Below are 22,071 nucleotides of genomic sequence, written 5' to 3'. Positions count from 1 at the left end.
GGAGTGAGGTGACGAAGACTGCGGGAGCCTAGCTCATTGTTACCTATGCTCACAATGAATTAGGTCCTGATATTGTTCCCGCATGGCCACCCCCGATTCCGACAGCCTGCTCGCCGAGCAGCTGCTGCGGTTCACTCGCCGTGTGCACCGCATCCAGAAGCGGCACATCGAGCAGTGCGGCCTGGGCATCACCCCGGCCCAGTCGCGGCTGCTGCGCACGCTGGCGCACTGGAGCTCACCGCCGCGCATGGCCGACCTCGCCGAGCGCCTCGAGGTGGTCCCCCGGGCCGTGACGACACTGGTCGACGGGCTGGAGGCGAGCGGAAAGGTGCGGCGGGTGCCGGATCCGACCAATCGCCGGGTGATCCGGATCGAGCTCACGGACGACGGCCGCAAGGCACTGAGCGAACTCCGCGGGGCGCGCCGGTCCGCCGCCTCGGAGATCCTCGCGCCGCTGACGGACGAACAGCGCGAGGTGCTGGGCGGGTTGCTGGACACGCTGGTTGACGGGGTGCCGGAGCGGCGCTGCGGCTAGGGGGCCTTAACGGTTCGCGGGCGGCTGCGGGTGAGTGGGGGCTTGTCGCGCAGTTCCGCGCGCCCCTGAAGGGGCGCGGGGAACTGCGCGATCAACCACGAACCACCCGCAGCCGCCCGCGAAACAGGACACCCCGAGCTACTGGGCGACAGGCTCCGCCACATCGGGCACCGAAGACTCCGACTCGTCGGCGTCGGCCTCACGGTCCAGAACCTTCTTGGCCCGCTCCAGGTCCAACGCCCCCTCCCAGCGGGAGACGGCGAACACGGCGACGCAGTTGCCGAGCAGGTTCGTCACCACCCGCATCGAGTCCATGATCCGGTCCACTCCCAGCAGCAGCGCCACCGCCCCGGCAGGGATGGCCCCCAGCGAGGAGGCGGTCGCGGACAGGGCGAGGAAGGCGGAACCGGGGATGCCCGCCATGCCCTTGCTGGTCAGCATCAGCACCAGGACGACGGTGATCTGCTGGCTCAGGCTGAGGTCGACGCCGACGGCCTGGGCGATGAACAGGGTGCCGATGGAGAGGTAGAGCGAGGCGCCGTCGAGGTTGAAGGAGTAGCCGGTGGGCAGCACCAGGCCCACGGCGTCGTCGCGGGCGCCGGCCTTGCGCAGCTTCTGCATCACGCGCGGCATGACCGACTCGGTGGACGCGGTACCGAGCGCGAGCAGCATCTCCTCGCGGATGTAGCGCAGGAACTTCCAGAGGCTGAGGCCGGTGACGATGCGCAGGGCGACGGACAGCAGCGCGATGAACAGCGCGGCGGCGACGTAGCACAGGATGATCAGCTTGGCGTAGGTCTCGATCACGCCGAGCCCGTACTGGCCGATCAGGACGGCCATCGCGCCGAACACGGCGATCGGGGCAAGGCGCATGACGAAGCCGACGATCGCGAAGATGATCTCCTGGGCCTGCTCGATGGCGGGCAGCACCTGCGGCACCTTGGTGTGGCCGAGGTGCAGCAGCGCGGCACCCACCAGACAGGCCAGGATGAGCACCTGGAGCAGGGAGTTCTCCGCGAAGGCGCCGATGAAGCTGGTGGGCAGCGCGTTGACGATGAACTCAGTCGTCGAGGGCAGGGAACCGCCGGCCGTCTTCGCGTCGACCGCCTTGGTGCTCAGCGTGGACGGGTCGACGTGCATCCCCGAGCCCGGCTGGACAACGTTGGCGGCGACGAGACCGATGATCAGCGCCGCGGTGCTCGCGACCTCGAACCAGATCAGGGCCTTGAGCCCGATCCGGCCGAAGGCCTTGAGGTCACCGGCCTTGGCGATGCCGACGACGACCACGCAGAACACCAGCGGCGAGATGATCGTCTTGATGAGCCGGGTGAAACCGTCGCCGAGAGGCTGGAGATCCGCGGCGAAGCCGGGCCACAGCTTCCCGACGGCGATTCCGAGCACGAGCGCGCAGAGGACCTGCGCGAAGAGAGAGGTACGCAGTATGCGTGCGACGCGTCGCGGCAGGGACGGTGCAGTCGGCGGCACGGGGCACTCCTTGGGGGGACGTGAACGCGCAGAAGCCGGGGATGGGACTTCTGCGATACGGAAAGCGGCTTCCGTGACGATCACTTTCGGGGTTTTCTTGATCCCGCCGGAGACCTCCGTGTTAAGCACACGTAAATCACGCCCCGTGTGACGCATCGCACACAACTGGCCTCAGCAGCGGTCGTGTTGCTCCGTGAGCACCCCCTGCACGGTGGCCAGGGAGCGGTCGTAGCAGCCCGCCGAGCCGTACAGCCGGTACCGCTCGCTCGTCGTGCCGACCGCATGCCGCTGGTCGCGCGGGACGCCCGTCGTGTACGTGGCGTCGCCGGTAACCGTGTCGTCCAGCCGCGTCCAGCCCGTCCGCCGGCCGCCGCGCGACTCGACGACGGCGGCACGGTCGCCGAGGGTCAGCACGGTGCGCAGCCGGGCGTCGCCGCCGATCGTGGTGGTGCCGTTCATCGTGTACGTGCGGTGGGTGAGCGTCGTGCGGGCCGGTCCGCGTCCGTCGACAGTGACCGCCTCGTCGTCGCTCCAGGTGGCGTCGAGGCCGTCGACGTTCTCGCCGTCGGTCCACGAGTGGGCGGAGGTGTTGGCGAGCGTACGGCTGACCGTGGTGGTCACGCGCCCGTGCGAGGTGTCGACGTACCCGGAGACGGTCATCCGGTGACCGGCCGCGGTATCTACGCGCTGCGGCGAACCGGCCGTATACGTCAAGGAGTTGGCGAGGTCGCCCGCCCGGTGCGCGGTGAGCCTCCCGGACACCTGCGTCCGCCCGGCGTCCTGCCACACCAGCACGTTCACGGGCGCGCTCCAGCCGGTCTGCCCCTCGGGGACGCCCACGACCGAGACGTCGACCTTGTGCGGGCGGCCGTCGTTGAGGAGCCCCGCGAAGGGTGTCAGATCGTATTCGATCGGCTTGACGTCGAAGGCGCGCGGTCCCGGAACGACGTACCAGAGAAACGGGTTGGACCATCCCCCGGTCCACACGTGCGGGAACGGCGCGGCGATTCCGGCCAGTTGGCCGTCGACCTTGATCTGCACCTCGCGGTACGGTCCGCCGTCGGCCTGGCAGGAGTAGGGGGCCTTGTCGGGCACCGCCAGATACCAGAACTCCTCGCAGCCGCCGCCCGATCCGGTGGCGTACACCTCGGCGAGGATGCGTTCGCTGTTGCGCGGGGCGGTGAGGGTGTTGCCCTCGCCGAGGGTGAGGACCTTGTCGGCGGGCGCAGCGGCCGGCCTGCCCGGGTAGAAGGTGAGCGTGGCCTTGACGTCGATCACGCCCGTGTAGGTGTCGTCGACGACGTTCCCGATGAGCATCTCGACGTCCTGGCCGGCGCGGAAGGTGTCGCTGTAGCGCGTGACGTCCTTCTCCACGGACCACCCGATGCCGTCGGGCGAGGGCTCGGGGGTGGAGGTACGCAGGATCTCGACCCCGCCGACATGCAGATAGCCGAGTCGGTCGAACTGCCGCCCCTTGACCTTGCCGTCGAGCCGCAGCACCACCTTGCTCCAGCGCTCGCCGCAGCCGGCGGGCGGGGTGTAGGTGCCCTTGTACGGGGTGAAGTCCCGGAACTGGGCCTCGGCGAGGGTGACTCGGCAGGACCTCCCGGCCGGTCTGTCGAGGGGCGGAGCCGCGGTCACCGGGTCGTGCCAGTCGGTGCCGAACTCGGCGGGCACATCGGCGGACCGGGCCGGAGCCGCCCCGAGGAGGGTGCTCGCCAGGAGGGTCGCTCCGGCGAGCATGGACATGACGATCCGTCTCTTCATGGCCGGTGTTCTACGGGGAGTTGGCCCCTCGTGGCAATGAGGCCTCCGCCGTGAGTACTAGGCCATCAGGTCGGCCCTGTCCCCCATCACCACCACGGGATGCCGGTCCGGGTCGAGCGTGCGCAGCAGGTACTCCATCGCCGCCCGGGACAGGCTGACACAGGCCGACGTACCGCTGCCGTGGTCCATGTGCAGCCAGATGCCGCCGCCCTTCGCGTCGCCCTCCGGGCGGGCCGGGTCGTTGGGCGCGGTGCCCTTGACGCGGTTGTAGTCGATGGCGATGACGTAGTCGAAGTCGTGCCAGTGCGACGCGGCCCACCAGCGAGGGGCCGCGAAGGACGCGTCGCGGGTGTACGGGAGCCGGGCACCGGGGTCGGGCAGTACGCCGCCCGCGTCGGTGAGGGTGAACACGCCGACGGGGCTGCGCCGGTCGCCCTCGTGATGGTCGGCGGTCCAGCCCTTCTTGCCGTTGTGCGCCGGCCAGCTGCGGGTCCGCTCCCAGGCCGAGCCGCGCTTCGTGTACAGCACGACCGTGGAGTCGGGCGAGGCCTTGCCGTCGCCGTAGACCGCCACGACCTGGCGGGCGCCGGCCGGGATGCGCTGCTGCAGGCGCTCGCCGATCCCGGGGACCCGGGTACGTGCGTCCGGAGCGGACGTCCTGCCCGCCGCCCCGGCCTCTCCGGCATCGCTGTGCCGCACACCGCCGCAGGCGGCCGACGTCGCCACAAGGGTCCCCAGGGCCGCCATCGCGACCACCGTCCGATGGACACCGATCTTTCGCATCGCGCCATTCTGTACGCCGCCACGGAAAACCGTTTGCCTCGGACCACGCTGCGACGCGAACCTGTCACGGTTTGCTGCCGCCGTTTCGCGGCTCCCCCCACCTCCCTGACACGAGCCACTGGGACGTCAGTCGTCATGCAGATCAAAGACCTTCCGTATCCCGACCCGGGTGTCCCGGACGCCCGCTCGGGTCCCCGATTCCTGTGGTGGCTGCACCGTAATCAACTGGGCGGCCAGTTCAAGTCGTTGGCCTGGGGCCTGCTGCACTTCACGTCGGTCTCCGCGCTGCCGTTCTGTGTCGGCGCGGCCATCCAGGCCGTGGTCGACCGCTCGGGCAGCCGACTCGCTCTCACGGGCGGGCTGTTGGCGCTGGCCGGCTTCGGCATCGCACTCGGCGACACGTTCCTGCACCGCACCGCGGTCACCAACTGGATCACGGCCGCCGCCCGCGTCCAGCAGCTGCTCGCCCGCAAGGCCGCGGTGCTGGGCTCGGCGCTGACGCGGCGCGTCGCGGCCGGCGAGGTCGTGGCCGTCTCCACGGGGGTGGTTGACCAACACGATAACCCTACGAACGCCAGGCAAAATCGCTCGAACACCGGCGAAACCAAGGACAAGTCACTTAGCGTAGCGGGAATCACGATGGTCTCCACCGGCGACGTCGAGAAGATCGGCTGGTTCGTGGAGGGCGTCTCCCGGTTCACCGCGGCGGCCCTCACCGTCGTGCTGGTCTGCGTCGCTCTGCTCGTCTACCAGCCGGCGCTCGGCGTGGTCGTCGCCGCGGGCCTGCCCGTCCTGGCGATCGCCGTGCTGCCGCTGCTGCCGCGGGCCACCCGACGGGCCGACTTCCAGCGCGAGAAGGCGGGGCGGGCCACCGAACTGGCCTCGGACACCGTCGCCGGACTGCGCGTGCTGCGCGGCATCGGCGGCGAGGAGCTGTTCCTCGACCGCTACCGCCGCGCCTCCCAGGAGGTTCGCCACGCGGCCGTGCGCAGCGCCCGCATGTGGTCCCTGATCTCCGCGATCCAGGTGCTGCTGCCGGGCGTGCTGATGGTCGTGGTCGTCTGGTACGGCGTCCAGCTGGCCCGCCAGGGCCGCGTCACCGTCGGCGAACTGGTCACCGTGTACAGCTCGGTGATGGTCCTGACGTATCCGCTCCGCCACTTCGAGGAGATCGCGATGGCGTACTCCTTCTCGCGGCCCTCCGCCAAGCGGGCGGCACGCGTGCTGTCCTTGGAGCGGGCCACGGACACCGACGGGGTCCGGGAGGGCGACCTGCCGACCGGGGACCTGTACGACCCGGCGACCGGTCTGCTCGCGCCCGCGGGCCGGCTGACCGCCGTGGTGTGCGGCGATCCGGACGCGGCGGGTCTGCTCGCCGAACGGCTCGGCGGGCACCCGGCCGAGCCGGGCACCTCCGTCCTGCTGGGCGGCGTGCCCCTCGACGAGCTGCCGCTGGACACGGCCCGCGAGGCGGTGCTCGTCCAGGACAAGGACCCGGTGCTGCTGTCCGGTTCGCTGCGCGAGCTGCTCGACGTGCCCGCGTCGGGTGACGTCGCAGCGCAGGAGGCCCTGGGGGCCGCCCAGTGCGGGGACGTCCTGGAGGCGCTGGCCCAGGGGTCGTTGGACGCCGAGGACCCGATGGACGCCCGGATCACCGAGCGCGGGCGGTCGCTGTCCGGCGGGCAGCGGCAGCGGCTCGCCCTGGCCCGCTCGCTGATCACCGACCCGGAGGTGCTCGTCCTGGACGAGCCGACCTCGGCCGTCGACTCGCACACCGAAGCACGGATCGCCGAGGGGGTGCACGGGCTGCGGGAGGGGCGCACGACGGTGGTGTTCACCTCCTCGCCGCTGCTCCTGGACCGCGCGGACCGGGTCGTGCTGGTGCACGAGGGCGAGGTCGCGGCGGTCGGCGTACACCGCGAACTGGTGCGCACCGAACCCCGCTACCGGGCCGTGGTGACCCGGGAGACCGAGGAAGAGGCCGCCCTCGGCGGCGCACTCGCAGAAGACGGCGTACTGGACAAAGACGTACTCGAAGAGCTGGAAGAGATCGAGGAGACAGCATGATCGGCGTGGCGCCACCGGCGTACGACCCGGCGGCCCCGACGACGGCGCACACCCTGCCCGTCGGCGCCCCCGCGACCGTACGCGCCTATGTGGCCGAGCTGTTCCGCCGGCACCGGCGTGCCTTCCTGGTGCTGATCACCGTCAACACGGTGTCCGTGGTCGCCTCGATGGCGGGCCCGTGGCTGCTGGGCGACCTCGTCGAGCGGGTGTCGGACGGTGCACGGGAGCTTCATCTGCCGCTCACCGTCTCACTGTTCGTGCTCGCCCTGCTCGTCCAAGCCGTGTTCGTACGGGAGGTGCGGCTGCGCGGGGCGATGCTCGGCGAGCGGATGCTGGCCGACCTGCGCGAGGACTTCCTCGTACGGTCGGTCGGGCTGCCCCCGGGTGTCCTGGAGCGGGCCGGCACGGGCGACCTGCTGTCCCGGATCACCACGGACATCGACCGGCTCGCCAACGCGATGCGCGAGGCGGTGCCGCAGCTGGCGATCGGTGTGGTGTGGGCGGTGCTGCTGCTCGGCGGTCTCGTCGTGACGGTGCCACCGCTGGCGCCCGCCGTGCTGGTGGCCGTGCCGCTGCTGGTGGCCGGCTGCCGCTGGTACTACAGGCGGGCGCCGTCCGGCTACCGCTCGGAGGCCGCCGGGTACGCCGCCGTGGCCGCCGCTCTGGCGGAGACGGTCGACGCCGGGCGCACCGTCGAGGCCCACCGCCTGGGCGACCGCCGTATCGAACTGTCGGACCGGCGGGTACGGGAGTGGACGGCGTGGGAGAACTACACGCTGTGGCTGCGCACGGTGCTCTTCCCCGTCATCAACCTCACCCATGTGACCGTGCTCGCCTCGGTGTTGATGATCGGCGGCTGGTTCGTCCTGCAGGGCTGGATCGGGGTGGGCCAGCTGACGACGGGCGCGCTGATCGCGCAGATGCTCGTCGACCCGGTGAACCTGATCCTGCGCTGGTACGACGAGCTGCAGGTCGCCCAGGTGTCGCTGGCCCGGCTGGTCGGCGTGCGGGACATCGAGCCGGAGCCCGGAGAGGAATCCCTGGCCCCCGACGGACGCGACGTCCACGCGGACCGGGTGCACTTCGGCTACCGCGAGGGCGTGGACGTACTGCGCAAGGTGTCCCTGGAGGTGGCTCCCGGCACGCGGTTGGCGCTGGTCGGCCCCTCGGGGGCGGGCAAGTCCACGCTGGGCAGGCTGCTGGCCGGCATCTACGCGCCGCGGGAGGGCCGTATCACTCTCGGCGGCGCCGAGCTGTCCCGGATGCCCGCCGAACGGGTCCGCTCCCATGTGGCCCTGGTCAACCAGGAGCACCACGTCTTCGTGGGCTCCCTGCGCGACAACCTCCTGCTCGCCCGAACGGACGCCGTGGACGCCGAGCTGTGGGCGGCACTGGGCGCGGTCGACGCCGACGGGTGGGCGCGTGTGCTGGACGACGGCCTGGACACGGAGGTCGGCTCGGGCGGGGTGGCGCTCACCCCGGCGCAGGCCCAGCAGATCGCGCTGGCCCGCCTGGTGCTGGCGGACCCGCACACGCTGGTCCTGGACGAGGCGACCTCGCTGCTGGACCCCCGTGCGGCACGCCACTTGGAGCGTTCCCTCGCCCGCGTCCTCGACGGCCGCACGGTGGTCGCCATCGCCCACCGGCTGCACACCGCCCACGACGCGGACGTGATCGCCGTCGTCGAGAACGGCCGCATCAGTGAGCTCGGCAGTCACGACGAGCTGGTCGCGGCGCAGGGGGCGTATGCGGCGCTGTGGCGCTCATGGCACGGGTGAGCGTTCCGAGCCCGGTCGGGGGCTGCCGTAGGGAGGTCCCCGACCGGGTCAGTACCCATAACCACCGCCGCCGCTGCTGCTCGACGCAGGGACGGCCTTCTTGATCGGCGCGCCCTTGGCGTTCAGGACGTACCAGATCTTGTCGATGCCCTGCCCTTTCAGATCGCCTGCCGCCCGGTCCTTGGCGTAGTAGTACAGCGGGTGTCCGGCGTAGGTGACCTGGGCCGTTCCCGATCCCTTCGTGCTGCCGACGAGGCCGGCGTCGACGCCTGCGCCCGCGTGCGGCTTGCCCACCATGTGCGGCCACAGCTTGACGCATGCGGCGTTGCAGTTCATCGAGTTGGTGTTGTTGCCGTCCTCGGTGAACAGGTACAGGGTGCGCCCGCCGCCGTCGACGAGGATGTCACCCACCGGCGAGTGGCTCGTCCTGATGGCCGAGGTGTCCATGGTTGCCGCTGCCGGGCTGCCGCTGCTCCCGCTCCCGCCGCCGCAGCCGGCGAGCGCCAGTGCCGCGAGGGCGAACCCGGCCACGGTGATCCTGCTTCGCCTCATCGTCTCTCCGTCCCTTCTGACGGAGGTTCTACGGGCGAGCGATGCGGGCGGATTGGGGTGAATCAGGTTTTGGGGTGAATTGCGGTCAATCTTTTCGGTGCTTCCGTGCGTATACATGAACGTGGAGCTGTTCCCGCGTGCCGACCGGGTCGACGATGCCTCGCTCGTCGCCGGGTTCGCGCTGGGCGACGAGCAGGCGGCGGTCGCCTTCGTCCGCCGCTTCCAGGACGCGGTGTACGGGCTGGCGCTGTCGGTGACCCGCGATCCGGTCCTGGCCGAGGACGTGAGCCAGGAGGTGTTCGTACGGGCCTGGCGGGCCGCGGGGAGCTACGACCCCCGGCGGGCCTCGGCACTCACCTGGCTGCTGACCATCACCCGCAACGCGGCGATCGACGCGGTGCGTGCTCGGCGCTCCACTCCCGTCCTGGCCGAGACCATGGAGCGGCTCCTGGACGTGACCCTGCGGGCCGAGAACGACTCCGCCGGCACGGAACGGCAGGCCCTCGCCGCCCTGGAGAGCGAGCGTGCCCTCGCCCGGTTGCGGGACCTGCCCGTCGAGCAGGCCCGGGCGGTCGCGCTCGCCGTGCTCGGCGGCTGCACCGCCGCCGAGGTGGGCCGGCACGAGAACATTCCCCTGGGCACCGCCAAGACCCGCATCCGCACCGGCCTGCGCAGGCTGCGCGACGCGCTGAAGGAGGGAAGCCGCGATGGAACGCCACCCTGACGAGGACGAACTGACCGCCCTGGCCCTCGGCACCCTCCCCGGCGAACCGACGCAGCTGCTGCGCCACCTCACCGCCTGCGCGGCCTGCCGCACGGCGTACGACCACCTGTCGGCGGCCGTCGACGCCGTGCTGCCCGCGGCCCCTGCGGTCGCGGCCCCGCCCGGCTTCGACGCACGGGTCCTCGACCGCCTGGAACTGCGCCGCCCCTCCCCCGCCCGCCGACGCCACCGGACCCCGCTGCTGGTCGCCGCGGCCGCCGCGGCCGGACTGGGCCTGGGCACGGTCGGCACCGCACTCCTGCACCACGAGTCGGCCCCGGTCCAGGTGACCGCGAGCGACCACGGAGCCCTGCTGCGCACGGACTCGGGGGCGAGGGTCGGCAGCGTTGAACCGAGCCGCGCCGGCAACGACCAGGTCATGGTCATGCAGATCACGGCGGGCCGGCCCGGCACCCACTACACCTGCCGGCTCCTGCTCAAGGACGGCTCCACCCGCGACGCCGGCCAGTGGTGGATGCCGCCGTCCGGCCGGGCCACCTGGATCGCGTACGGGTCGGCCGGCGCCGTCGACCGCGTCGATCTGGTGACGGACGACGGCCACGTCTGGTCGTCGGCCGTTCTGGGCAGCTGACCACCCTTGCGCGTACCTCCTTGTGCCGTGCCGTTGCGCAGTCCCGAAAAGGGGTGGAAGGCTGGATATCGGCACCGGCTCGGGGAGCACCCTGGGACCGACGGTTCCTCCCGGGCGCAGCCTGTGCTCCGCGTTGCGGCGGCCCGACGTCGCGCGCGGTGAGAAACGGGCCCGTCCCCACCACCTGGAGGTACCCGTGAACAGCGCCGACGGATGGGGAGACGACGTCTACCAGCCCGACGGATCCGAGATCCAGGAGGACTCCGGTCTGCTCGACGCGGAGGACACCCTCGTCGATGACGGTGTCGACGACCCCCTCGACCGGGGCTGGTCCCCTCCGGACAGACCTTGGGCGGTGGAACGCGCCGATGTGACGGCCGCGGAGCGGCAGCACGGGGAGACCCTGGACCAGCGGCTCGCCGAAGAACTGCCGGACCTCGTGATGCCCGACGGCGACGACATCGGCGACTGCGACGGCACCGACGGCGAACTCCTGGACAACGAGGTCGGCGCCGTCCGCTCGGGCCGTCTCGTGGCGCCGGACGAGGGCGCGCACGAGGACGAGGAGAGCGCGCTGGTCGCCAGGGACGTGGGCATCGACGGCGCGGCGGCCTCCGCCGAGGAGGCGGCGATGCACATCGTCGACGAGGACGCCCTGTCCGGCTGACCAGCCGCCGACCAGTCAAGGAGCACCCATGCAGCAGGACAAGCATCCCGACTACCACCAGGTCGTCTTCCGCGACCGCGCCGCAGGCTACGCCTTCCTGACCCGGTCGACCGCGAGCAGCGACCAGACCATCGAGTGGGACGACGGCGAGACCTACCCGGTGGTGGACGTGGAGATCTCCTCCGAGAGCCACCCGTTCTACACCGGCAAGGCACGGACGGTGGACACGGAGGGCCGTATCGCCCAGTTCGAGCGGCGCTACGGGGGCGGGAAGGACGCCTGAAGCCCGCACGGAGATCCATGACCCCGGGCGGTCACATCCGCCCTTCGTGATCGCACGGACGCAGCCGAGGTCTTCCGTGACCTGAGGAACCCCAAGGCCCACGGCGTGAGCCACGGCAGCCCACATGATCGAGGCATCCATACCCGCCCGCCCACCGCGAAAGAACGTCCCGGGCTACGACTTCGCCGAGGCGCCCGGCAGCACGCCGGAGAGCCGCAACAGCTTGCCCTGCCGGTTGCTGACGTAGATCCAGCCGTGGTCGCGGTCGAGCGCGACGCCGCAGACCGTGCCGAGACCGTCGGCCACCACGCGCCTTAGGCCCCTGGCCTCGCCGTCGGCCACGGCGACCTCATGCAGTCTGCCGCCGGCCGAGTCGGAGACGTATGCGTTGACCGCGCCGTCCAGCGCCACACGGACGCTGTTCCCGAGGTTGGTGGCCACGGTCCGCGGGGCGCCGCCGTCCGCGTTCAGGTCGACCTCGTACAGGCCGCCGAGGTCGTACTGCCCGATGTACGCCTTGCCCCCGTTCAGCCTTACTCCGGCGGCCCTCGGCACGTCCCAGGTGCGCTGCTTCGCCGCCGGGGCGCTGTTCAGGTCGAACTCGATCAGCTTTCCGTTCTCGACGTCGGTGACATAGGCCTTGTTGCCCTGCAGGTCCAGCGCGACACCGTAGGCGTACATGCCCTCGGCGACCGTGACCGGGGAGGCGGAGCGATCGGACAGGTTCACCGTGAACAGGCGCTTGCCGCCGTAGTCGGTGATGTAGGCCTTGTTGCCCGGCAGGTCCAGCGCCACGTCGTTGACTTGTCCCAGCTTCTCCAGGACCCAGTCCGTGCCGCCGCCGGCGAGATCGACCTTGTACAGCTTGCCCTCGTTGTACCGGTCGGTGACGTACGCCTTCTGATTCATCAAATCCAGCGCCAGGCCATCGGCCGTCCCCAACCCGGTGGTGAGCTCGACGGGAGCCTTTCTCGGGCTCTCTTGCTCTGCGCTATCGCTCTTGTGGAGAGGGTGATTTTTCTTGTCGAAGTTGAGCGTTTCAAGCTCGAAGATCTCGTGCACCCCGGCGAGGGTGGATACGACCTCGGCTTCCCCTTTCTGCATGAACGGCTTGCCTTCGTCGGTCAGGTCGAAAGCCTCCGTGGCCGTGCCCGTTTCGCCGAGCTTCCAGGCAATCACCTTGGAGTATTTCGGTTCCCGGGCCTGCGGGCCGTCCGGACGGGTTTCCTTGACCTCTACCGGCTCGGGGTAATACAGAGCGACCCACCCGCCGAAGGAGATGGGGTATTCGTAGTCGAACCGCCTCACCTGACGTCGCTGTGTGGCCAGGACATCCACCCGGCTGGCAACGTCCCCGCTCAGCGTGGACGACGTCTTGAACGAAGTGGTCAACGAACCACTGACGGAAGCAGTGATCCCAAGCATCAGCTGCGCCGACAACTCCCCGGTTCCCGTGGCGGTACTGGTGGCTGTTGCGGTACTTGTCGTTTGCGACTGAGACTCGGCGTCAGCACCCTGATTGTCTTTGCTGTTCTTCAGGGTGACCTTCTCCGACTGGTTCATCGCCATGCTTTTCTGTAACTGCTGCTGCAGCGATGCGGTGACTTTCGCCCCGAAAGTGAGCTGCACCTGCCCCTGGAGCGACCAGCTGATTGTGTTCGAAATCGAGAATTCGACAGTGTGTGACCATTTGGTGGGTTCAGGGTCGGTTCGGTTGACGTACGTCTGCTTGGAGATCACGTCAGGAGGTGGCTGCACAATGTCGCCCCGCTCTTCGACAAGTGGTACCCCCACCGTCATATAGGCACGCCACCCGCGCTCGTGCGCAGCAGCCTCCCCGACGGGAAATTCGCCGAATCGCCCCTTGTTCAAGGAAAACCCGACAGGGGATACATACCGGTCCGTTCCGTCTGCCGACTTCTTCTCGGCCTTCCTCTTCAGTCTGTCCCGGTCCCGCTCCAGGATGGCATCGGCCTTGTCGGCGATGTTCAGCTCCTTCAGATTGCGCCCCGTGAGTGGGTGACGCACAAACCGTTCGCCAAGATAGGCCGTACTCACGTTGTTCCTGGTGGCTCCGCCCATGCCCTTCGGTCTCCTCACGTAGTAGAACTCAACGATGTGTCAGCACAGGGGCCGGATCCTGGCCCTCACCCCTAGGCCGACCCGCCGTCGGTCCTCTTGACGTTCTTGACCGATTCGCGGTTTTGCTCTCTGACTTCATCCAGCTGTTCATCGCCGGCCTTCGGCTGGTCTTCTTCCTTGATCTCCACCTTCACCTTCTTGAATGCCTCATCCTTGGCTGAAGACGCCATACCGGATGTCGATTCGGGGTTTTCGCTGGCTTCCCGCTGCTTGTCGGCTGCCGTCTGGGTGTTCTTGAACAGAGGGGCGAGGAAGTTGTTCATGATGCTGAGCGCCTCAGGCGACGTCTCGCGCATGATCTTCGGGTCACGCGCAGCTTCAGGAATACCGTCGTAGAGCTCCGGATCGACCCCTTCCCGCTCGGGCCGGGCGCCAGGGATTTTTTCAGAGACCTTTTGAGCGGACTCTTCGGCGGACTTGGCTTCACTTCCGCCACTGTCGAAGATGTTCTTGAAAGACATGAACGTCCCTCCGCTTTCTCGCCCGATTAATATGACTAAGTTCTTCGCATTCGAAGACCTCGTGCGCCTTCCTACCCCTCCGGTGATCGATCTATCCAGCTCGACCCCGCGGTTTCTCGCCATTCACCTGGCCGCGGGCCAGCAGTGACGTTTACCTAGCACACCATGGCGGCCGGAAATGATCCCCGGTCAGTTTCCATTTGAACGATGCCCTGAAATGGCCCCACCTGCGACCTGCAACGACCAGCTTTGGGGGGCCGTTTCAGGACGTCATCGAACTGCAGATTGCATTGAGTCCTGGCCAAATCGGCGGTCCCGACATTGAGCCGAAACTGGTGAGCCTTCTGTTTATTGTTCGGGTGTGAGCGCCGAAGATGCAGACATGCGCCGCCGTGTGACGCCTGCGGCTTGCGGCATGGCCGGCCGCGCGGTGATGCTCCCAGTCGACCGGTGGGGAGCGAGGCGGGTGCCGCCGCGAGCGGTGAACCTTCTGAAGGTGAAGCAGCAGTCCTCGCGGGGCAGATCCGACAGCAGCCCGAGTACCCAGTCCCTCACCCGGCGCCGGGGCTCAGCCCGCGGCCAGCCGACCTGTGTTGAGCGCTCCAATAGAGAAGCGGGGCCACGCCATGCGTGACCCCGCTCCTGCCGGCCCGGTTCCTCAGATGAAGCCCAGCGCCGCCGCGCAGCCCACCCCGCCCAGCAGCATGAACACCGGCATCAGCACCTTGAGCTCGACCCAGCTGCCCGCGCGGAACCGCATGGCCTTCGGCGGGCCGATCGGGTACCAGCGCTTGCGGCCCACCGGGATCGGCCACAGGATCGGGCAGCCGGAGACCGTCAGCGCGTCCCCGATGTCGTGCACTATCGCGCCCAGCACGATCGGCAGCCCCAGCCACAGGTACTCCTGGCCGGGCTGGGTGAACAGCCAGTCCGCGCCGTTGCCCGGCTTGTCCAGGACACCGGCGAGGATCCACGCGCTGGTCGCGGCCAGCAGCCACACCAGGATGTCGGCGCTGGAGCCACGGGTCGCCCGCCACAGCAGGCCCTCGATGGCCAGCACCACGTGGACGAAGAGGATGGCGAGCACCGCCCAGCGGCCACCGGTGATGGCGGCGGCCGACGTACCCGCACCGATCAGAACCGCCCACAGCCAGGTGTGGGTGAGCGTGCGGTGGCCCCCGGAGCGGCGCGGGTCGCCCTGCTTCCTCGTCGCCTTGTAGGCGGCGTAGGAGAGCTTGTCGACGATCTCGCACAGCCCGCGTGAGAGGGGGCCGAAGGCCCTGGAGATGGTGGCCGCCTGGTGGTCCAGGTCCGGGGCGAGCGCGGCTCCGGCGCAGATCAGAGCGCCGACCAGGATGACCGGCCAGGGCATCGGGTGTCCGGCCGCCGCGGCCGCCGCACCGACGCCGAGCCAGGCGGCAGCCCCCGACAGTGAGTGTGCTGGTCCCATCATGGCCGTTGCCCGCCCCATTCCTCTTGTGCCGCTGTCCAGTTGACCGGGTGCCCTGACACTCCGTCGGCGACACAGCGTACTGGTCGTGATCTTCGTACCGGCAACCGATTCCCCTATGAGGGAGGACGCCAGGCAAGATGGGTGCGTGACCCTCATCGATCAGCTGCCGCCGACCGCCGACCCCGACGCCCTCTACGAAGCCTTCGAGTCGTGGGCCCAGGAGCGAGGTCTCACCCTCTACCCCCACCAGGAGGAGGCGCTGATCGAGGTGGTCTCCGGTGCGAACGTGATCGTGTCGACGCCCACCGGCTCCGGCAAGAGCATGATCGCGGCGGGCGCCCACTTCGCCGCCCTGGCCCGGGACGAGGTCACCTTCTACACCGCTCCGATCAAGGCGCTGGTCTCGGAGAAGTTCTTCGAACTGTGCAAGATCTTCGGCACCGAGAACGTGGGCATGCTGACCGGCGACGCGTCCGTCAACTCGGACGCGCCCGTCATCTGCTGCACCGCCGAGGTGCTCGCCTCGATCGCACTGCGCGACGGCAAGGACGCGGACGTCGGCCAGGTGGTCATGGACGAGTTCCACTTCTACGCGGAGGGGGACCGCGGCTGGGCCTGGCAGATCCCGATCCTGGAGCTGCCCCAGGCACAGTTCGTCCTGATGTCCGCCACGCTCGGCGACGTCTCGATGTTCGAGAAGGACCTCACCCGGCGCACCGGCCGCCCCACGTCGGTGGTCCGCTCCGCGACCCGCCCGGTCCCGCTCTCCTACGAATACCGGCTCACCCCGCTCACGGAGACGCTGACCGAGCTGCTGGACACCAGGCAGGCCCCGGTCTACATCGTGCACTTCACGCAGGCGCAGGCCGTGGAGCGGGCGCAGGCACTGATGAGCATCAACATGTGCTCGCGCGAGGAGAAGGAGCAGATCGCCGAGCTCATCGGCAACTTCCGCTTCACCACCAAGTTCGGCCGCAACCTCTCCCGGTACGTGCGGCACGGCATCGGCGTCCACCACGCCGGCATGCTGCCCAAGTACCGGCGCCTGGTGGAGAAGCTCGCGCAGGCCGGCCTGCTGAAGGTCATCTGCGGCACGGACACGCTCGGCGTGGGCGTCAACGTGCCCATCCGCACGGTGCTGTTCACGGCCCTGACCAAGTACGACGGCAGCCGGGTGCGTACGCTGCGCGCCCGTGAGTTCCACCAGATCGCGGGGCGGGCCGGGCGGGCCGGCTTCGACACGGCGGGCTTTGTCGTCGCCCAGGCCCCCGAGCATGTCGTCGAGAACGAGAAGGCGCTCGCCAAGGCGGGCGACGACCCGAAGAAGCGCCGCAAGGTCGTCCGCAAGAAGGCTCCGGAGGGCTTCGTCGGGTGGACGGACAGCACCTTCGAGAAGCTCATCGGCTCCGATCCGGAGCCGTTGACCTCCCGCTTCCGGGTGACGCACACGATGCTGCTGTCGGTGATCGCCCGCCCGGGCAACGCCTTCGAGGCGATGCGACATCTGCTGGAGGACAACCACGAGCCGCGCAAGCAGCAGCTGCGGCACATCCGGCGGGCGATCGCCATCTACCGCTCGCTGCTGGACGGCGGCATCGTCGAGAAGCTCGACGAGCCGGACGCCACGGGCCGCATCGTCCGCCTCACCGTGGATCTGCAGCAGGACTTCGCGCTCAACCAGCCGCTGTCCACGTTCGCGCTGGCCGCGTTCGAGCTCCTCGACCCGGACTCGCCGTCCTACGCCCTGGACATGGTGTCGGTCGTCGAGTCGACGCTGGACGACCCGCGGCAGATCCTCGTCGCCCAGCTCAACAAGGCCAAGGGCGAGGCGGTGGCCGCCATGAAGGCGGACGGCGTCGAGTACGAGGAGCGCATGGAGCGCCTCCAGGACATCAGCTACCCGAAGCCCCTGGAGGAGCTGCTCTTCCACGCGTACAACACGTACCGCAAGAGCCACCCGTGGGTGGGCGACCATCCGCTGTCGCCGAAGTCCGTCATCCGTGACATGTACGAACGGGCGATGTCCTTCACGGAGTTGGTGTCCTTCTACGAGCTGGCCCGCACCGAGGGCATCGTGCTGCGATACCTCGCCAGCGCCTACAAGGCCCTCGACCACAACATCCCGGACGACCTCAAGTCCGAGGACTTGCAGGACCTCATCGAGTGGCTCGGCGAGATGGTGCGCCAGGTCGACTCCAGCCTGCTGGACGAGTGGGAGCAGCTCGCCAACCCGGAGGAGATGACCGCCGAGGAGGCCCAGGAGAAGGCCGACGAGGTCAAGCCGGTCACCTCCAACGCCCGCGCCTTCCGGGTGCTGGTCCGCAATGCCATGTTCCGCCGCGTCGAGCTCGCCGCCCTCGACCAGGTCGAGGAGCTGGGCGAGTTGGACACCGACTCCGGCTGGGACGCCGACGCATGGGGCGAGGCGATGGACAAGTACTGGGACGAGTACGAGGACCTGGGCACCGGCCCCGACGCGCGCGGCCCCAAGCTGCTCGTGATCGAGGAGGCGCCCAAGGAGGGCGTCTGGCGCGTCCGGCAGATCTTCGACGACCCGAACGACGACCACGACTGGGGCATCAGCGCGGAGATCGACCTCAAGGCCTCCGACGCCGAGGGTCGTGCGGTCGTCCGTGTCACCGACGTCGGTCAGCTGTGAGCGGTCGGCCGGCCGTGAGCCAAGGAGAATCCCACGCATGACGAACCCGGCCGAGAGACTCGTCGACCTGCTCGACCTGGAGCAGATCGAGGTCAACATCTTCCGTGGCCGCAGTCCGCACGAGTCCCTGCAGCGGGTCTTCGGCGGGCAGGTCGCGGGCCAGGCGCTGGTCGCCGCCGCCCGCACCACGGACGGCGAGCGTCCGGTGCACTCGCTGCACGCGTACTTCCTGCGCCCGGGCCGGCCGGGCGTGCCCATCGTGTACCAGGTCGAACGGGTGCGGGACGGCAGGTCGTTCACGACCCGCCGGGTCACCGCCGTGCAGCAGGGCCGCACGATCTTCAATCTCACCGCCTCCTTTCACAAGCCTGAGGAAGGCCCCTTCGAGCACCAGCTGCCGCCCGCCCGCAAGGTCCCGGACCCGGAGTCCCTGCCGACGGTCACCGAGGAGATCCGGGAGCATCACGGCGCACTGCCGGAGCAGTTGGAGCGGATGGCCCGCCGCCAGCCCTTCGACATCCGCTACGTGGACCGGCTGCGCTGGACCCCGGAGGAGGTCAAGGACGCCGAGCCGCGCAGCGCCGTGTGGATGCGCGCGGTCGGGCCGCTCGGCGACGACCCGGTGGTGCACACCTGCGCGCTGACCTACGCCAGCGACATGACCCTCCTGGACGCCGTCCGCATCCCGGTCCAACCCCTGTGGGGCCCGCGGAGCTTCGACATCGCGTCGCTGGATCACGCCATGTGGTTCCACCGGCCGTTTCGCGCGGACGAGTGGTTCCTCTACGACCAGGAGTCGCCGATCGCGACGGGCGGCCGGGGCCTGGCCCGCGGGCGGATCTACGACGTCGAGGGCCGGCTGCTCGTGTCCGTGGTCCAGGAGGGTCTGTTCCGGGCGCTGTAGCTCACGGAGTTCTGCGGCGCAGCCAGCCCAGCAGACCGCGTGGGCGTCCCGGTTCCTCGGGCACGGGCGGGTTCTGTTCCGTGGCCGTTGACAGCGCACGTGGGTTTTCCTCAACATCCCTCGGCGGTGTGGGGTGTTGCTGTTCCCGTACTTCCGACGGCCCCGGCCCGGGAGTCGGGCGTGGCGCGGGCTCGACTGCGCGTGCCGCGTTCACCGACTGTGCGAGATCGGCTCGCAGCCAGTCGATCTCGTCCGGGTCCTGCGCCAGGGCGAGGCTCTCGGCCAGGTGCGCGGCGAGGGAGCCGGGTGCGCCGTGCATCTGCGGCCTGGGCCGGAACCGGTTCAAGTGGACGCGCTCGTAGGGATCCTGCACGATTTCCGCGACCTGGACGGCGTCGAGCAGAGAGGCCACGGCCGCCGCGCACGCCCACGGATGCCTGTCGGCCCGCCGCAGCAGGAATCCGAGGTGCCGCGACCGCCAGTTGCGGGGGCGCAGATCCAGCCCCGCCGCCAACTGTTCCCGCGGACCGGTGGGCGTACGGCCGCTCAGCAGCGGCGTGTTGTTCTCGTCGGCCGCGAACTGCCGTAGTTCTTCGGCCAGATAGAGCCAGACAACGGCCCTGTACCGGTTGAGATAGAACTTGACGGGCGTGACCACGCCGAGCCGGGCCAGCCGCGTGAACCTGCCGGGCGTCACCTGCAGAAGGCCCGCGGCCTCCTTCGTGCCCACGGTCTCGACGCGCTTCTTCAGGGCCTCGGGAAAGCCGTCCTCAGTGTGCAGCCGGTCGATCTCGGTGCGGGTGACCCGCCGGCCCCCGCCCCCTTCGTCGGGCACGGTGCGGATGCGTCCGAGGTCCACGGCCAGGTCGAACTCCCCTCGCCTGAGCCCCAGTTCGCGTGCGGCTCGGCTCGGTGTGCAGGAGGCGTTGTGCAGTTGTGTGACGGTGTTGCCTGACATGGCCGGTCTCCCCCGTGGAGTATGTGGCTCGCGCCGTTCGCGCGGCCTCGGAAAAAACCGTAGCCGCTTGGGCGGATCTCGTGGCGAGCCTGTGGATAACTCCGCGGGAGAGGGTAAACGTGCAGGTCAGATCTCTGTGGTCGGGGTTCGCTCGGGCTGCCGGGCCTCCACGCCGAGGTGTTCGCCGACTCGGTTGACGAGCAGGGTCATCTCGTAGGCGATCTGGCCGATGTCGGCCTCCGCACCACTGAGCACACACAGACAGCTGCTGGCGCCTGCGGCGGTGACGAACAGAACCGCGTCGTCGAACTCGACCATTGTCTGGCGCACTCTGCCCGCGCCGAAGTGGCGTCCCGAGCCCTTGGCCAGGCTGTGCAGTCCGGACGAGACGGCGGCAAGGTGCTCGGCGTCCTCGCGCCGCAGTCCCGTGCTCGCTCCCGTCACCAGGCCGTCGTTGGACAGGACCAGCGCGTGCCGCACATGTTCGACGCGCTCGGTCAGGTCGTCCAACAGCCAGCCAAGTCCCTGGTTCTGCGCCATGATCCGGTCTCCCCGCGTGACGACTCCCCCTGGAAGGAGGATCTCCACGCCAGCCTTCACCACGACCGTGGCACGGGCAAGGAGGATGTGGGCATGGCGCAGAAGATGACCGACAAGGAATGGCGGGACTTCGTCTCGCACGGCACCCGCACCGGAAAGCTGGCGACCGTCCGAGCCGACGGAAGTCCGCATGTGACCCCGATCTGGTTCGTGCTCGACGGGGACGACGTGGTGTTCAACACCGCGAGCACCAGCGTGAAGGGGCGGAATGTCACCCGTGACGGCCGGGTCGCCCTGTGCGTGGACGACGACCGGCCGCCCTTCGACTATGTGGTCCTGCAGGGCCGTGCCCGCATTTCGGAGGACCTGGACGAGCTCAGACGGTGGGCCGCCCGCATCGGGGCGCGCTACATGGGCGAGGAGCGTGCCGAGGAATTCGGGGCCCGTAACGGCGTGCCGGGGGAACTCCTCGTCCGTGTCACGATCGACAAGGTGCTGGCGGAGAAGGCTGTCGCGAGCTGAGCGGGGCGCCCGTCCGGAGCGCCCGTCAGCCGACCGAGTCGAGGAGCCGGGCGGTGTGCATCCGCCCGGCGTACTCGACGAGCCGGATCAGCACCTCCTTCCCCGAGTCGCGGTCACGGGCGTCGCACAGCACCACCGGTGTTCCCCGGTCGAGGTCGAGGGCGCGTGAGACGTCCTGGGCCCCGTAGGTGCGGGCGCCCGTGAAGCAGTTGACGGCCACCACGAACGGGATGCGCCGGTGCTCGAAGTAGTCCACCGCGGGGAAGCAGTCCTCCAGCCGCCGGGTGTCGGCGAGGACCACGGCGCCGAGAGCCCCTTGGGACAGCTCGTCCCACAGGAACCAGAAGCGGTCCTGGCCCGGGGTGCCGAAGAGGTAGAGGGACAGGCCCGACCTGATGGTGATGCGTCCGAAGTCCATGGCGACGGTCGTGGTGACCTTCTGGTCCACGCCGTCCGTGTCGTCCACCGACTGGCCGGCCTCGCTGAGCAGTTCCTCGGTGCGCAGCGGCCTGATCTCGCTGACCGCGCCCACCAGGGTGGTCTTGCCCACGCCGAATCCGCCGGCGACCAGAATCTTCAACGCCAGTGCGGCCGTCTCGCCGTCCTGCGCATCGGAGTGCTCGGAGACCATCGATCACTTCTCTCGGGAGTGCCGGTGTTCGCTTGTGATGTCCGGATGGGTGCACGGGTCGGGGCCGTACGGGACCGGGTGCTGGTGAAGGTTCATCTACAGCGCCCGCAGCCCCTCGATCACCTCGCGCAGAATCCGTTCGTCAGGAAGCTGTGCGGGCGGTACCGGACGGCTGACGGTGACGCAGCCGAGTTCCAGCAGATCGCCGAGGAGCACCCGGACCACGCCCACGGGCAGGTCGGCTCCTGCGGCGAGCTCCGCGACCGACTGGGTCTCGGTGCGGCACAGGTCGATCAGCGCCCGGTGCTCCGGCCCGAGCCCCGTGTCGTCGTCGACGCCGGGCGCGGCCGCGTCCAGGGTGACCAGGGCGATCAGGTCGAAGCGGACCCCGGCGGGGCCGGGCCTGGTGCGTCCGCCCGTCATGGCGTACGGGCGGACCAGGGGCCCGGCCTCGCCGTCGTACCACTGGCTGCCCGGCTCGAGCGGGGCGCCGGTCCTGTCCGCGTTCATCTGCGTGCGCCACACTCTC

General features: G+C 69.5%; 21 protein-coding genes. 10 read left to right on the top strand and 11 right to left on the bottom strand.

Annotated features, from left to right (window positions below):
* Window positions 1–82: 82 nt before the first annotated feature.
* Window positions 83–535 (top strand): MarR family winged helix-turn-helix transcriptional regulator, encoded by a 453-nt coding sequence (locus P2Q00_RS22925; RefSeq protein WP_275774528.1) that lies wholly within the window; start codon window positions 83–85, stop codon window positions 533–535.
* Between the two features lie 138 nt (window positions 536–673).
* Here P2Q00_RS22925 and P2Q00_RS22920 read toward each other — a convergent pair whose 3' ends face one another.
* The 3 genes from P2Q00_RS22920 to P2Q00_RS22910 form a co-directional block, all read right to left on the bottom strand.
* The gene (locus P2Q00_RS22920; RefSeq protein ID WP_275774527.1) at window positions 674–2,020 is read right to left on the bottom strand and encodes a cation:dicarboxylate symporter family transporter; all 1,347 of its coding nucleotides are present in this window, start codon (window positions 2,018–2,020) and stop codon (window positions 674–676) included.
* Window positions 2,021–2,191: 171 nt separating this feature from the next.
* Window positions 2,192–3,787 carry a peptide-N4-asparagine amidase gene (locus P2Q00_RS22915; protein ID WP_275774526.1) on the bottom strand — a complete coding sequence of 532 codons (1,596 nt, stop codon included), beginning with the start codon at window positions 3,785–3,787 and terminating at the stop codon, window positions 2,192–2,194.
* A gap of 57 nt (window positions 3,788–3,844) precedes the next feature.
* Window positions 3,845–4,570 carry a L,D-transpeptidase family protein gene (locus P2Q00_RS22910; protein WP_275774525.1) on the bottom strand — a complete coding sequence of 242 codons (726 nt, stop codon included), beginning with the start codon at window positions 4,568–4,570 and terminating at the stop codon, window positions 3,845–3,847.
* A gap of 135 nt (window positions 4,571–4,705) precedes the next feature.
* On the opposite strand from P2Q00_RS22910, the gene P2Q00_RS22905 reads away from it, so the two are divergent.
* Both P2Q00_RS22905 and P2Q00_RS22900 read left to right on the top strand, forming a co-directional pair.
* Window positions 4,706–6,637, top strand: coding sequence for an ABC transporter transmembrane domain-containing protein (locus P2Q00_RS22905; protein WP_275774524.1), 1,932 nt, complete (start codon window positions 4,706–4,708; stop codon window positions 6,635–6,637).
* A complete protein-coding gene (locus P2Q00_RS22900) occupies window positions 6,634–8,415 on the top strand; it encodes an ABC transporter ATP-binding protein (RefSeq protein ID WP_275774523.1) in 1,782 nt (593 codons plus the stop codon). Before P2Q00_RS22905 ends, P2Q00_RS22900 begins: the two co-directional genes overlap by 4 nt.
* A gap of 48 nt (window positions 8,416–8,463) precedes the next feature.
* On the opposite strand, the gene P2Q00_RS22895 is transcribed toward P2Q00_RS22900, so the two are convergent.
* Window positions 8,464–8,967 (bottom strand): COG4315 family predicted lipoprotein, encoded by a 504-nt coding sequence (locus P2Q00_RS22895; protein ID WP_275774522.1) that lies wholly within the window; start codon window positions 8,965–8,967, stop codon window positions 8,464–8,466.
* Between the two features lie 115 nt (window positions 8,968–9,082).
* Here P2Q00_RS22895 and P2Q00_RS22890 point away from each other — a divergent pair, with 115 nt between their 5' ends.
* From P2Q00_RS22890 to P2Q00_RS22875, 4 genes are all read left to right on the top strand, one after another.
* Window positions 9,083–9,691 carry an RNA polymerase sigma factor gene (locus P2Q00_RS22890; protein ID WP_275774521.1) on the top strand — a complete coding sequence of 203 codons (609 nt, stop codon included), beginning with the start codon at window positions 9,083–9,085 and terminating at the stop codon, window positions 9,689–9,691.
* On the top strand, window positions 9,675–10,322 hold the full coding sequence (locus P2Q00_RS22885; RefSeq protein WP_275774520.1) for an anti-sigma factor: 648 nt from the start codon (window positions 9,675–9,677) through the stop codon (window positions 10,320–10,322). Before P2Q00_RS22890 ends, P2Q00_RS22885 begins: the two co-directional genes overlap by 17 nt.
* Before the next feature lie 196 nt (window positions 10,323–10,518).
* A complete protein-coding gene (locus tag P2Q00_RS22880; RefSeq protein ID WP_275774519.1) occupies window positions 10,519–10,989 on the top strand; it encodes a DUF5709 domain-containing protein in 471 nt (156 codons plus the stop codon).
* 28 nt (window positions 10,990–11,017) lie between these two features.
* On the top strand, window positions 11,018–11,272 hold the full coding sequence (locus P2Q00_RS22875) for a type B 50S ribosomal protein L31 (RefSeq protein WP_275774518.1): 255 nt from the start codon (window positions 11,018–11,020) through the stop codon (window positions 11,270–11,272).
* Window positions 11,273–11,446: 174 nt separating this feature from the next.
* Here the strand turns inward: P2Q00_RS22875 and P2Q00_RS22870 are convergent, their stop codons facing one another.
* From P2Q00_RS22870 to P2Q00_RS22860, 3 genes are all read right to left on the bottom strand, one after another.
* Window positions 11,447–13,354, bottom strand: coding sequence for a YncE family protein (locus P2Q00_RS22870; protein ID WP_275774517.1), 1,908 nt, complete (start codon window positions 13,352–13,354; stop codon window positions 11,447–11,449).
* Window positions 13,355–13,425: 71 nt separating this feature from the next.
* Window positions 13,426–13,875 (bottom strand): hypothetical protein, encoded by a 450-nt coding sequence (locus tag P2Q00_RS22865; RefSeq protein ID WP_275774516.1) that lies wholly within the window; start codon window positions 13,873–13,875, stop codon window positions 13,426–13,428.
* 658 nt (window positions 13,876–14,533) lie between these two features.
* The gene (locus P2Q00_RS22860) at window positions 14,534–15,328 is read right to left on the bottom strand and encodes a metal-dependent hydrolase (protein WP_275774515.1); all 795 of its coding nucleotides are present in this window, start codon (window positions 15,326–15,328) and stop codon (window positions 14,534–14,536) included.
* 145 nt (window positions 15,329–15,473) lie between these two features.
* On the opposite strand from P2Q00_RS22860, the gene P2Q00_RS22855 reads away from it, so the two are divergent.
* Together P2Q00_RS22855 and P2Q00_RS22850 are read left to right on the top strand one after the other, a co-directional pair.
* Window positions 15,474–17,987 carry a DEAD/DEAH box helicase gene (locus P2Q00_RS22855; RefSeq protein WP_275774514.1) on the top strand — a complete coding sequence of 838 codons (2,514 nt, stop codon included), beginning with the start codon at window positions 15,474–15,476 and terminating at the stop codon, window positions 17,985–17,987.
* 37 nt (window positions 17,988–18,024) lie between these two features.
* Entirely contained in the window at window positions 18,025–18,891 is an 867-nt protein-coding gene (locus P2Q00_RS22850) for an acyl-CoA thioesterase (RefSeq protein WP_275774513.1), read from the top strand.
* 1 nt (window position 18,892) lies between these two features.
* On the opposite strand, the gene P2Q00_RS22845 is transcribed toward P2Q00_RS22850, so the two are convergent.
* Entirely contained in the window at window positions 18,893–19,849 is a 957-nt protein-coding gene (locus P2Q00_RS22845; RefSeq protein WP_275774512.1) for a DUF6397 family protein, read from the bottom strand.
* Between the two features lie 126 nt (window positions 19,850–19,975).
* Window positions 19,976–20,389: a roadblock/LC7 domain-containing protein gene (locus P2Q00_RS22840; RefSeq protein WP_275774511.1), complete on the bottom strand. Its 414-nt coding sequence runs from the start codon at window positions 20,387–20,389 to the stop codon at window positions 19,976–19,978.
* A gap of 93 nt (window positions 20,390–20,482) precedes the next feature.
* On the opposite strand from P2Q00_RS22840, the gene P2Q00_RS22835 reads away from it, so the two are divergent.
* On the top strand, window positions 20,483–20,911 hold the full coding sequence (locus P2Q00_RS22835) for a PPOX class F420-dependent oxidoreductase (RefSeq protein ID WP_275774510.1): 429 nt from the start codon (window positions 20,483–20,485) through the stop codon (window positions 20,909–20,911).
* A gap of 25 nt (window positions 20,912–20,936) precedes the next feature.
* Here the strand turns inward: P2Q00_RS22835 and P2Q00_RS22830 are convergent, their stop codons facing one another.
* Both P2Q00_RS22830 and P2Q00_RS22825 read right to left on the bottom strand, forming a co-directional pair.
* Window positions 20,937–21,542 carry a GTP-binding protein gene (locus P2Q00_RS22830; RefSeq protein ID WP_275774509.1) on the bottom strand — a complete coding sequence of 202 codons (606 nt, stop codon included), beginning with the start codon at window positions 21,540–21,542 and terminating at the stop codon, window positions 20,937–20,939.
* 96 nt (window positions 21,543–21,638) lie between these two features.
* Window positions 21,639–22,052, bottom strand: a complete 414-nt coding sequence (locus P2Q00_RS22825; RefSeq protein ID WP_275774508.1) for a DUF742 domain-containing protein — start codon at window positions 22,050–22,052, stop codon at window positions 21,639–21,641.
* Between the last annotated feature and the right edge of the window lie 19 nt (window positions 22,053–22,071).

This window comes from Streptomyces coacervatus, from assembly GCF_029223485.1.
GTDB classification, from domain to species: domain Bacteria; phylum Actinomycetota; class Actinomycetes; order Streptomycetales; family Streptomycetaceae; genus Streptomyces; species Streptomyces coacervatus.
The sequence above is the reverse complement of the archived record's forward strand: the minus strand, read 5'-3'. Positions and strand labels throughout refer to the sequence as shown.